This is a genomic window from Roseibium sp. AS2, assembly GCF_038900065.1.
In the GTDB taxonomy this organism is placed as follows: Bacteria; Pseudomonadota; Alphaproteobacteria; order Rhizobiales; family Stappiaceae; genus Roseibium.
Genome location: NZ_JBBMQN010000001.1, coordinates 209,756 through 221,843 on the forward strand (window position 1 = coordinate 209,756; position 12,088 = coordinate 221,843).

8 protein-coding genes are annotated in these 12,088 nt (G+C 63.0%); 7 read left to right on the forward strand and 1 reads right to left on the reverse strand.

Features of this window, described 5'->3' with window-relative positions:
- Positions 1 to 246: 246 nt before the first annotated feature.
- From ileS to WNZ15_RS00970, 5 genes are all read left to right on the forward strand, one after another.
- Entirely contained in the window at positions 247 to 3,207 is a 2,961-nt protein-coding gene (ileS, locus tag WNZ15_RS00950; protein ID WP_342891056.1) for an isoleucine--tRNA ligase, read from the forward strand.
- Between the two features lie 20 nt (positions 3,208 to 3,227).
- Complete coding sequence (lspA, locus tag WNZ15_RS00955) at positions 3,228 to 3,764, forward strand: signal peptidase II (RefSeq protein ID WP_342891057.1); 537 nt, start codon at positions 3,228 to 3,230, stop codon at positions 3,762 to 3,764.
- Between the two features lie 72 nt (positions 3,765 to 3,836).
- Positions 3,837 to 4,538 carry a hypothetical protein gene (locus tag WNZ15_RS00960; RefSeq protein ID WP_342891058.1) on the forward strand — a complete coding sequence of 234 codons (702 nt, stop codon included), beginning with the start codon at positions 3,837 to 3,839 and terminating at the stop codon, positions 4,536 to 4,538.
- Positions 4,539 to 4,782: 244 nt separating this feature from the next.
- Complete coding sequence (locus tag WNZ15_RS00965; protein ID WP_342891059.1) at positions 4,783 to 6,252, forward strand: pitrilysin family protein; 1,470 nt, start codon at positions 4,783 to 4,785, stop codon at positions 6,250 to 6,252.
- A 1-nt stretch (position 6,253) separates the two neighbouring features.
- The gene (locus WNZ15_RS00970; RefSeq protein WP_342891060.1) at positions 6,254 to 7,579 is read left to right on the forward strand and encodes a pitrilysin family protein; all 1,326 of its coding nucleotides are present in this window, start codon (positions 6,254 to 6,256) and stop codon (positions 7,577 to 7,579) included.
- 104 nt (positions 7,580 to 7,683) lie between these two features.
- Here WNZ15_RS00970 and WNZ15_RS00975 read toward each other — a convergent pair whose 3' ends face one another.
- Positions 7,684 to 9,162, reverse strand: coding sequence for an EAL domain-containing protein (locus tag WNZ15_RS00975; protein WP_342891061.1), 1,479 nt, complete (start codon positions 9,160 to 9,162; stop codon positions 7,684 to 7,686).
- Between the two features lie 458 nt (positions 9,163 to 9,620).
- Here WNZ15_RS00975 and WNZ15_RS00980 point away from each other — a divergent pair, with 458 nt between their 5' ends.
- On the forward strand, positions 9,621 to 10,358 hold the full coding sequence (locus WNZ15_RS00980; RefSeq protein ID WP_342891062.1) for a hypothetical protein: 738 nt from the start codon (positions 9,621 to 9,623) through the stop codon (positions 10,356 to 10,358).
- A 145-nt stretch (positions 10,359 to 10,503) separates the two neighbouring features.
- Entirely contained in the window at positions 10,504 to 12,003 is a 1,500-nt protein-coding gene (locus tag WNZ15_RS00985; protein WP_342891063.1) for a sigma-54 dependent transcriptional regulator, read from the forward strand.
- Positions 12,004 to 12,088: the final 85 nt, after the last annotated feature.

Sequence of the window (12,088 nt, forward strand, 5' to 3'; positions counted from 1 at the left end):
CGGAACATCTTTATTCAGGAACCAAGTGCTGCTATGTCCCATGCCATGCACCAGCAGCTTCTCATAATCAGCGCCCTGCCGATGATCGCGATTTCGCGAATTACTTGCCCGGCCTTCGGCTGACGCGGCAACGCGGCGCCAGGGACCGGGCTCCTCCAGCAGTCAAATTGCAGCCTGGCGACAGGCGGGCAGAAACCTCTTTATCAGCTGCGGGCCTTGCGCCCGAACGAGCGGATCGACCATACGATGACCGAGACAGACAAACGCGACTATTCAGAAACCCTCAACCTGCCGCAGACCGAATTTCCCATGCGCGCGGGCCTTCCCAAGAAGGAGCCGGAAATCCTGGCCCGCTGGGAAAACCTTCAGGTTTACGAAAAACTGCGCGAACAGGGCAAGGGCCGGGACAAGTTCATCCTTCATGACGGCCCCCCCTATGCCAACGGCAACATCCACATCGGCCACGCGCTCAACAAGACGCTGAAAGACATCGTCACCCGGTCGATGCAGATGATGGGCTTTGAAAGCAACTACGTTCCGGGCTGGGACTGTCACGGCCTGCCGATCGAATGGAAGATCGAGGAACAGTACCGCGCCAAGGGCAAGAACAAGGACGAAGTGCCGATCAACGAATTCCGGAAGGAATGCCGGGACTTCGCCGAGCACTGGATCGATGTCCAGCGCAAGGAATTCCAGCGGCTCGGCATCGAGGGCGACTGGGCCAATCCCTATCTGACCATGCGCTTCGAAAGCGAGGCGGTGATCGCGCAGGAACTGATGAAGTTCGCCATGTCCGGGCAGCTCTACCGCGGCTCCAAACCGGTGATGTGGTCGGTTGTCGAAAAGACAGCTCTGGCCGAGGCCGAAATCGAGTATCACGACCACAAGTCCGACATGATCTGGGTGAAGTTCCCGGTGGTCAGCGCGGGCGGCAGCGATCACGTCGCCGTCGAGCAGCTTCTGGACGCCGCCGTCGTCATCTGGACGACCACGCCCTGGACCATTCCGGGCAACCGGGCGATCAGCTATTCCTCACGAATCGCCTATTCCATCTTTGAAGTCACACAGGACGGTCTGCCGGACGACAACTGGGTGCAGCAGGGCGACAAGCTGATGCTGGCCGATGCGCTTGCCGACGATGTTTTCAAGAATGCCCGCATCACCGACTTCAAGCGTCTGCGTGCGGTCACGTCCGAAGAGCTTGCAACCGTGACCTGCGCGCATCCGCTCGAGAGCCTCGATCTGGGAGGCTACGACTTCGACGTGCCGCTGCTCGACGGCGATCACGTCACCGACGACGCCGGCACGGGTTTCGTGCACACGGCGCCGGGCCACGGTACGGACGACTTTGAAATTTGGATGGCAAATCGTGCCGACCTGGAGGCGCGCGGCATCAGTTCGGCGATCCCGTTCACGGTTGCCGACGACGGCTTCTATACGAAGGACGCGCCCGGTTTCGAAGGCTTTGAAGTGATCACCCACAAGGGTGAAAAGGGCAAGGCCAACAAGGCCGTGATCGAAAAGCTGAAGGAAGCGGGCAACCTGATCGGCCTGGGCCGTCTGACCCATTCCTATCCGCATTCCTGGCGCTCCAAGAAACCGGTGATCTTCCGCAATACGCCGCAATGGTTTGTCTATATGGACAAGGACCTGTCCGGAAAAGGCGACACCCTGCGCGCACGCGCGCTCACGGCCATCGACGAAACACGCTTCGTGCCGGGCAGCGGCCAGAAACGCCTGCGTTCGATGATCGAGAACCGTCCGGACTGGGTGCTGTCGCGCCAGCGCGCCTGGGGCGTGCCGATCACCGTGTTCATCCACAAGGAGAGCGCCGAGGTCCTGAAGGACGAGACGGTCAATCAGCGCATCCGGGACGCCTTCGCGGCGGAAGGCGCGGACGCCTGGTTCGAGGATGGCGCCAAGGAGCGTTTCCTGGGCAACGACCACCAGGCGGGCGACTGGGACATGGTCACCGACATTCTGGATGTCTGGTTCGATTCAGGCTCCACCCACGCCTTCGTGCTGGAACAGCGCGCCGATCTCGCTCCGAAGCGCAAGCCGGACGGCGGCAACGATTACGTGCTCTACCTGGAAGGCTCCGACCAGCATCGCGGCTGGTTCCACTCCTCGCTCCTGGAAAGCTGCGGCACCCGCGGCAAGGCGCCCTATGACGCGGTTCTGACCCACGGCTTCACCATGGCAGAGGATGGACGCAAGATGTCCAAGTCTCTGGGCAACCAGGTTTTCCCGCAGGACATCATCAAGCAGTACGGTGCCGATATCCTGCGTCTGTGGGTCGCGTCGACCGACTATTGGGAAGATCAGCGCCTCGGCCAGGAAATCATCAAGACGAATGTCGACAGTTACCGCAAGCTGCGCAACACGCTGCGCTGGATGCTCGGGTCGCTGGCCCATGCCACCGGTGAGGAAGTCGCCCATGGCGACATGCCCGAACTGGAACGGCTGATGCTGCACCGGCTGACGGAGCTGGACGCGCTGGTCCGTGAAGGCTACCGGGAATTCGACTACAAGAAGATCTTCCACCAGCTGTTCACCTTCATGACGGTTGAGCTGTCGGCCTTCTATTTCGACATCCGCAAGGACGCGCTTTATTGCGATGCCGCGTCTTCCACCCGCCGCAAGGCGTCGCTTCAGGTGATCGACAAGCTGTTCGACTGTCTGGTGACCTGGCTGGCACCGATGCTGCCCTTCACCATGGACGAGTGCTGGACTTCGCGCCATGGCGAGGACGCCTGCGTGCATCTGGAGCAGTTCCCGGCAGTGCCTTCCGACTGGCGCGACGATGCGCTGGCAGAAAAGTGGGCAAAGATCCGGACAGTGCGCCGGGTCATCACGGGGGCGCTGGAAATCGAGCGCCGGGAAAAGCGGATCGGTTCCTCCCTGGAGGCCCATCCGGTGGTGCATGTCACCGATCCGGAGTTGATGGGCGCGCTGAAAGGCCGGGATCTGGCGGATATCGCCATCACCAGCCAGGTGACCCTGTCCGGCGATCCGGCACCGGAAAGCGCGTTCACGCTTGACGACACCGCAGGTGTTGCCGTGGTTCCGGGGCTGGCGGAAGGCCGCAAGTGTGCCCGTTCGTGGAAGATCCTGCCGGATGTGGGCACGGATCCGGAGTATCCGGATGTCACCCCGCGCGACGCCGCTGCCCTGCGTGAATGGGACGCCGCCCATACGACGGCCTGACCGGAAAGCCTAGCGTCCTCATGAGCGATACGGAAAAAACCGGCTCTGCACATCTGAAGCAGCCCCTGCTGTGGGGCCGCTTCAGCGCGCTGGTCCTCATCGTTGCCCTGATCGGACTGGTTCTGGACCAGGCAACCAAACTCTGGCTCGTGCACGGGTTCGATCTGGCAGCGAACGGTCCGGTCGGCCTGCTGCCGGTCGTGGACATCGTTCTGGTCTGGAACCGTGGCATTTCCTACGGCCTGTTCCAGCAGCACAGCGATCTGGGCCGCTGGCTGCTGGCGGGGCTCACGGTCGTGGTGACCGCCGGGCTCTGGATCTGGTCGGCAAGATGCGCGTCCAGGCTGCTGGCACTGGCGCTTGCGCTGGTCATCGGCGGGGCGGTCGGAAACGGCATCGACCGGCTGGCCTATGGCGCCGTTGTCGACTTCGTGCATTTTCACGTCGGCACCTTCTCCTGGTATGTCTTCAACCTGGCGGACGTGTGGATCGTTGCGGGCGTGGTCGGTCTCCTGTATGACAGTTTTCAAAATGGTCCTAATTCAGCCGCAAAATAGCGGTTTAACGCCGGGCTGAGGCATTGCGCGCGACCATGTGCGCAACAGTGAATGTAATTCGGGGAGTCTGCCGTGTCGCGGACAGTGGTCGATTTGGTAAAAAGGTCTTCGGTTCTGGTGCTGCTGGCCGGGCTGGCAGCCTGTCAGGCAGCAGACGGCACAAGCCAGGCGCCGGACACGGCTCTGGTGACCAGCATGATGCGCGGCCTGGGCGCCGTCGACCCGAACGAAAAGCCGATCGACTACAAGCCGCGCGCGCCGCTGGCCATGCCGTCCGAGCCGACCAGCCTTCCGGAACCGGAAACCAATGTCGCCGGCACCCAGTCGGCGGACTGGCCGCAGCAGCAGGAAAACGCGCAGCTGACCGAACTCAAGCAGCTTTACGCCAAATCCGGCAGTCAGCAGGATCCTCTGACACCCGAGCAGATGCGCGGGTTCAGGATCACCGGCGTCACCGGAACGGAGCAGCGCAATCGCACCGCCGAGGAGCGTGAGAGAGAGCTTCTGGAAGGCGATGTCCAGACGAGCGCCGAACAGAAGGCGGAATGGGAACGGCTGCAGAAAATCACGGCTCAGAAGGCCGGCATCGACCAGAGCGGCCTGGCCTCACGGCGCTATCTGATCGATCCGCCGACAACCTACAGCACTCCGTCTCCGGACGCGCCGATGCCGGTGGTCGTCAAGGCCAAGAGGAAGGCGACCAACATCGATCCCTACGACGACAAGCCGCTTGATCCGCGGTGCCTGGAAGGCAAATCCGAATTTTGCCGGTAACGCCCCTGCGGCATTGCAGTCGATGACAAAAATGTAACGAGACCTTCGTTCCCGGGTTCCTATATGGAAAGGGAGCGGAGGTTTTTTTGTGCCTGCCAGCGAAGGCCGACCGGTCTCGGCGGGACATCCGGACATTCGATCGGACAATACGGCCAGATCACCAGACAGGTCACCGGGAGAGCCCGCAGGCGCGGTGACAGGTGCGGTGACAGGGTCTTCGGAAAACAGAATTCGGGAGTTGCACGTGAACCCACTATCCAATCGGCGTCCCTGGCTGCGGTCATCCCGCATGCGCACGGCTCTCGGGCTGGCGTTTGTCCCGGTCCTGCTTCTCGGCGGCCCGGCCGTCGGCGACACCGGCGCAGCTGGCCAAAGCGGCAATGCCGCCCAGATCATCGTTGCCCCCAATCTGGAAAGCTTCACCCTGGAGAACGGGCTGCAGGTTGTCGTGATCCCGGACCGGCGCGCACCTGTCGTCACCCACATGATCTGGTACAAGGTCGGTTCGGCGGACGAACCGGAAGGACAATCCGGTGTCGCGCATTTCCTGGAGCATCTGATGTTCAAGGGAACGACGACCAACCCCGACGGAGCCTTTTCCAGGATGGTTGCCGAGCGCGGCGGTCAGGAAAACGCGTTCACCAGCGCGGACTACACGGCCTATTTTCAGCGGGTTGCAAAGGAGCACCTGCCGCTGATGATGGAGCTGGAAGCCGACCGGATGGAACACCTCGTCCTGACGGACGACGTCGTTGATCCCGAACGCGATGTGGTGCTGGAGGAGCGGCGCATGCGCGTGGACAGCGAACCCGGTTCCCGCCTGCGCGAGGCCGTCAACGCGATCACCTTCGTCAATCATCCGTACGGATCGCCGGTCATCGGCTGGCAAAGCGAAATCGAGGCCCTGAACAAGGAATCCGCGATCGCGTTCTACGACAGGTTCTATACGCCCAACAACGCCGTGGTCGTGATCGCGGGCGATGTCGAAGTGGACCGGATCCGCGCGTTGGCGTCCGCCACATACGGCAAGGTCCAGCGGCGCGCCGAACCGGGCGCCCGCGTCCGGCCCGCGGAGCCGCCCCTTTCCGGTGAACGCCGCATCGCCGTCAGTGACCCGCGCGTCCGGCAGGAGTCCTTGTCGCGGACATGGATCGTGCCCAGTCAGTCGACCGGTACCGGACGGACCCCGGAGACGCTGGACGTGCTGGCCTATATTCTGGGGCAAGGCCCCTCGAGCCGGTTGCACAAGTCGCTTGTGCTCGACAAGGAAGCGGCTCTGAGCGCCGGCGCCTACTACCAGGGCAGCGCGCTCGATGACGGCCGCTTCGGGGTGTATGCCTCCCCGCAGTCCGGCCATACGCTTGAAGAGATGGAACAGCTGATTGCCGCCGAGCTCGAAACTCTTCTGGAAACCGGCGTCAGCGAGGCGGAGGTCGAGCGGGCCAAGAACAGCATGATCGCGGGGGCCATCTATGCCCAGGACAGCCAGTCGCAACTCGCGCGCCTGTTCGGCGGCGCGCTCTCGATCGGGCTGACCGTGGAAGACGTGCAGACCTGGCCCGCCCAGGTAAGCGCAGTCACGCCAGACGACGTGCTGGCCGCCGCACGCGCCTATCTCACCTCGCTTCCCGTTACCGGCGAATTGCGCATGGAGGCCCCCCAGGTGCCGGATGCCGCCCGGACCGATACCCCCAAATTGAAGGACAAGTCCTGACATGGCCGCAAAGATCACGTTTCGCGGCTGCCTGGCCGTCCTCTTTCTGACCCCGATCGCCCTGTTCGGGGCCGTCCGGCTGGCGCAGGCCGTGGAGATCCAGCAGGTCACGAGCCCCGGTGGCATCGAGGCCTGGCTGGTCGAGGACCACACCGTTCCCCTGGTCGCCCTGAATTTCTCGTTCAATGGCGGCTCCGCGCAAGATCCGGAGGGCAAACAAGGCCTGACCCGCCTGCTTGCAGCGACGCTCGATGAAGGCGCGGGAGACCTGGAAGCCGAAGCCTTCCAGGCCCGTCAGGAAGAGCTTGCGGTCAGCATCAGCTTCAGCACCGGCAAGGACCGGTTCTACGGCAGCATGCGGACCCTGACCCCCACGCTTCAGGACGCCGCGGAGCTGCTTGCGCTTGCGGTCAACGCCCCCCGCTTCGACGAAGAACCGGTCGAGCGCATGAAGGCCCAGTTGACAACACGGGCGCGGCGCAATGAAAGCGATCCGGACGCGATTGCCGGACGCTCCCTCGCAAATGCCATGTTCGGGGACCACCCTTATGCGCAGCCAACACTTGGAACCGCGGCAACCCTTGAGCAACTGACCCCCGCTGACCTGACCGCCCAGCATCGCAGGCTTCTGGCCACGGAAGGGCTCACCATCGGGGTCGTCGGTGCAATCGACGCCGAAACGCTGGCGAAGATCCTGGACAATGTCTTCGCGCAGTTGCCGGAAAAGGCGGATCTCGTGCCCGTGCCGGATCTGGAGCCGGCCTTCGGCGAAAGGATCTCTCAAACCCTCGCGGTTCCCCAGACGACGATCCTGCTCGGACTGCCCGGACTGACCCGGAACGATCCCGACTACCAGGCCGCCTATGTCATGAACCACATTCTGGGGGGCGGCACATTCACCTCCTGGATGTACCAGGAGGTCCGGGAAAAGCGCGGCCTGTCCTACAGCACCGGCACCTCCCTGTCGCCCTATCTCCACACAGGTCTTCTGATCGGTTCCGCCGCGACCAAGGCGGATCGGGCCGGGGAAGCCGTTGATGTCATGCGCGCCCAGATCGAACGCATGGCGACACAGGGGCCCACGGATGACGAGCTGCGGTCTGCCAAACAATATCTGACCGGATCCTACGCGCTGCGCTTCGACAGTTCCGGCAAGATCGCCAGCCAGCTGGTGGCTCTGCAAAATGCCGATCTCGGCGTCGACTATTTCGACCGCCGCAACAGCGAGATCGACGCAGTCACCCTCGAGGATGTGCGCAGCGTTGCCAAACGGCTTCTGGCAGGCAAGACCCCGACCATCGTGACGGTCGGGCCGAAACAGGGCTGATGGTGCGCGACAGGGCGCGGCCGGCCTTGGACGGGCGCGTCCATGGACCCGTGCAATCCGGTTTCAGGGCAGTAACGTGAAAACGGCTTCCGAGACCGGGCTGGTCAGCCCATTGCGGATCTCTTGGGACCGGGAGCCGGCGCGCCCTGCAGGACCTCCGCCCTGACGGGGCGGGGCGGCGAGAACAACGTGCCCTGCGCCAGCGTCACATCGTAGTCGAGAAGTTCCAGAACCTGCGATTCCGTCTCGACGTGATCGGTGATCAGCTGCATGCCGTAGCGATGCAGCAGATCGCCGAAATCCGACGGGTGAATGTGACCGTGCTTGGCCTCCCGCCGGCCGATGAGATAGTCGGCATGAAGCTTGCCGTATTTGAAGCCGCGGCCCGCCAGTGAATTGAAATCCATCTTCATGTCCGAGATCCGGTCGACCGAGAACCGGAAGCCGAGTTCGAACAGCGCGCTCAGGCTTTCCAGCTCCATCGCCCCCATTTCAGCGACATCGGACTGCGAGAACTCGAACACCAGCACATCCGCGAAGTTCTGGTTGGCCTTGACGAATTCCAGGAAGCCCGGGAAGAACGTTTCGTCGACAAGCGTCAGCGCCGAGATGTTGCAGAACAGGATCGCGTTGCGATTGCGCGACGTCAGCCGGCGTACCACCTGGATCGAGCGGAACAGCAGCAGATTGTCGATGCGGGCGATCTGTCCGGACAAAATGGCTTCGGGCAGGAAGGATCCCGCTTCGACAAGGGTGCCTTCCGCATCGCGCAAGCGGGTGAAGGCCTCGTAGAACTTCACCTGGCGCTGCGGCAGCGTGACGATGGGCTGTAGATGCAGTTCCACCCGGTTGGCGTTCAGCGCGGAGGTGATCAGTTCCCGCATCGCCAGATTGGGCTTCGGTGGCTGCGGTTCCATGACCGGGTCGGTGGACGGGGGGACGCTGCCCTGCCCCCGATTGTCCGCGTGGAGATAGTCGCCGGTTTGCGAGAGGTCCTCGCGCCTCGGCGCGTGGGCGGGATAGCGGTTGTCGATGTTCCCCACGTCCCGCCGCTGGTGCGCCGGATCGACGGCATAGGGATCCTGCGGCGCCCGCGCCGGCGGCGAAACAAATTGTGCGGGTGGCTGTTGCGGCGCCGCGTAAGCCGGTTCGCGTTCGCCCGGATGGGGCTGCTGGTAGTGCGGCAGACCCGGTCTTTGCGGCGGCGGCGCGATCGCCTGCTGGTCCTCGACCCTGGTTTCCAGGTCCGACATGGCTTCGGCCATCTGCTTGACCAGGGTGCCCAGCACCTCGACTTCCGCGAACAATGGATCGATCTCGGCGCGGGTCCGGCGCGGCGCGGAATGTTCCATGCCGGTGAGGCGGCCCTCGAGATTGCCGACATCGTCGTCGAGATCCGCCATGCGCTCCTCGAGACGGTCAACCGCCTCGCTGACGGCACCCCGGTCCCGTGCCCGGCCGATGAGGAGATGGAAAAGGATCATCGTGCACATCAGCGCAAGCGACAGGGAGACGGCTTCACCGAACGGACGGCCGAACTGGAAGACCAGGACCGTCGCGGACGACAAAGCGATCACGGCCATACATACTGCTACAAAAATGGTCCCTGTCCGGCCCATGGCGGTGGAATGTTCCGATCCGAATCAAAAATTACTGGTTAATCATGCCTTAAGAACCAGTCGCCACCGAATCCGCAAGCCGCTTTAAGACGTGAAATCCGGGACTTGTCCCCGATTTTGGTTTGTCTGTTCAGTAAAATCTGTGTTTTGTCACCCGGTTCGCGGGCACATGGTGGCCCCTGCCTTCGAACCGCGCCATAATCGTTTCCGGTGCCGGGCGCCGGCTTTTGGACTATGCAACCTGACGGGCTTCCGGTAAACTTACTCAGGGGAAGTTTTGTCGTGGTAACCGTAATTTTGATCGAATTCTCGCTGGAGCTGGTCTGCAAGCCACCGGACCGACACAGTAACGAGCGTTCCAAACACCCTTGCGAAACCAAAAGTCAGATGAACGCAGCCGAGGTCGGAATTCTCCGAACCCCATGGATCACTTGAAATCAGCACAGCATGAGGGCGGCCTGCCCTCCCGGAGCGCCCAGGAGGTGAACCCGCCGCTCGATCAGGACGTGGTGCAGGCGGCGCTTGTCTCGACATTGCAGAGCCCCGAGTTCCAGTCAGCTCCCCAACTGCGTTCGTTTCTCGGCTTCATCGTTCGTGCGACCCTCGCCAATCAGCAGGACAAGCTGAAAGGCTACACGATCGCCGTCGAGGCGCTCGGCCGGCCGGAGGAATTCAATCCCGTCACCGATCCGATCGTGCGGGTTGAAGCGGCGCGCCTGCGCAGACGGCTTGAAAAATACTATTCGGGCTCCGGTGCCGGCGCTGCCATACGCATTGTCATTCCCAAGGGCAGCTATGCTCCGGAGTTCATCTCCCCGGCTGCCGGTCGCAGCCCGTTGCCGGGCACTGCCAGTGTGGTCTCCCTCAATCCGGATGGACACCCCGGCAAGTCCCCCGTGCGGACCGGCAGGCCTTCGGATCGCGGCAGCCAGTCCGGCCCGCATCCGATCGCCGAGGCCGAGCCGCTGCCCGACGATACCAAGACCGGATTCGGGACCGAATTCGAGACCGGCCGGTCAGACACGCCCGTGCTCCAGGACCGGGCAGGTCCGGACACGCCGTCACTCAGCCGCCTGGCGCACCTGCCTGTTCCCCTGCCCCTTGCCGTCCTCCTTGCGGTGATTTGTTTCTTCGCCGGCTACCTCTTTGCCGCCGGCTGAGCGGCCGCGAAGCGCCCCGTTGTCAGCTAATTGTGCAAATTGCGTCTTCTGACAACGCTTTGTTTACCCTGTTCGAAGAAGAATCAGTGCGAAGAATGCTTCGGTATTCGCATGTCGCAGATCGCACGATGGGAGTTGCCCAGCAATGGGGAGTATCGAGGGCAAGGACCTGCCTGAAATTGTACGCGTGCTGGACGCATCGGCTTCGGAAGCGGCCCGCACGTCCGCGGTTTGCGCCAAATTGTCAACGGCCTGCTCGGACCCCATTCTTTATACGGATTCGGCCTCCTGCCTGCAGGACCTGGCGGACAAGACGACGGACATTCTTGTCATCGACCTGGAAACCATCGGCGGCGACGACGCGCTCGAGGCATATGCGGTGCGCTGTCCGAGAGCGGTCATCATCGCGGTGTCCGCGAAAGGCTCGGTGTCCCGCGCCGTCAGTGCCATGCGCGCCGGTGCCCACGACTTTCTCACGAAGCCGTTTTCCCTGGACGCGCTTGCAACGAAGATCGTCTTCCAGCTCGACCAGCGCCGGCCGATGCCGGCCGCGGCAGCCAGGACCGTGCCGGAACCTCGCGAGCCCGTGATCCTGCGCAACAACAGCGCAGCATCCCCGGCCCAGCTTTCGGTGCCCTCCTCCCGGCAGTCCCAGGCCGGGCCGGCCCCGCTGATCGGCGTGTCTTCGCAGATGCGCGACATTCACGACCAGATCGCCCGGATGGCCCCCTCGCAGGCGCCCGTGTTCATCACCGGAGAATCCGGCACAGGCAAGGAACTCTGCGCCAATGCCGTTCACGACCAGTCGGAACGGCAGGCCAGCCGTTTCGTCACCCTGAACTGCGCCGCCATTCCTCGCGACCTCATCGAGAGCGAGATTTTCGGTTATGTGCGCGGCGCGTTCACCGGGGCGGCCGACAATCGCGCCGGCGCCGCGGAACAGGCCGATGGCGGCACCCTGTTTCTGGATGAAATCGGCGAAATGGACCTTCTTCTGCAGAGCAAGCTGCTGCGCTTCCTGCAGACGGGAACCTTTCAGAGGCTCGGTGACACGCAGACCCGCAAGGTCGATGCGCGCATCATCTGCGCCACCAACCGCAATCCGGTGGCGGAAATCACGGCCGGCCGGTTCCGGGAAGACCTCTATTACCGCCTTCACGTGTTGCCGATCCATCTTCCGCCCCTGCGCGAACGCCGGGATGACATCCTGCCGCTCGCGGAAACGTTCCTTGACCGGTACTCCTCGGAGGAACGCAGATCCTTCAAGGGCTTCGACGCGGACGCCGAAGCGCGGATCGTTGCCTATGCCTGGCCCGGAAACGTTCGTCAGCTTGAGAACACCATACGGCAGATGGTGGTCATGAACGACGGCGCAGCAGTCACCTACGACATGCTGCCGCTGGTGATCCGGGACCAGAGCGCCCGGCCGAACGCCCTGATCGACCTGTCCCGGGAACGCTCCCGCGCCGCTCCCCCGAGCCGCCCGTTCGGCACGATCGAACCGCTCTGGGCACAGGAACGGCGGATCATAGAAGATGCGCTGGATGCCTTTGACGGCAACATCTCGATGGCCGCGGCAGCGCTGGAAATCAGTCCTTCGACAATCTATCGCAAACGGCAGTCGTGGTCGTCCCGGTGTATGTGAGCTTAGAGCCGTAACCGGAATGCACAGACACGGACTGGACGGCCTTAAGACCACTCCGGTTCTCTTCAATCTCGGAGAATTATTT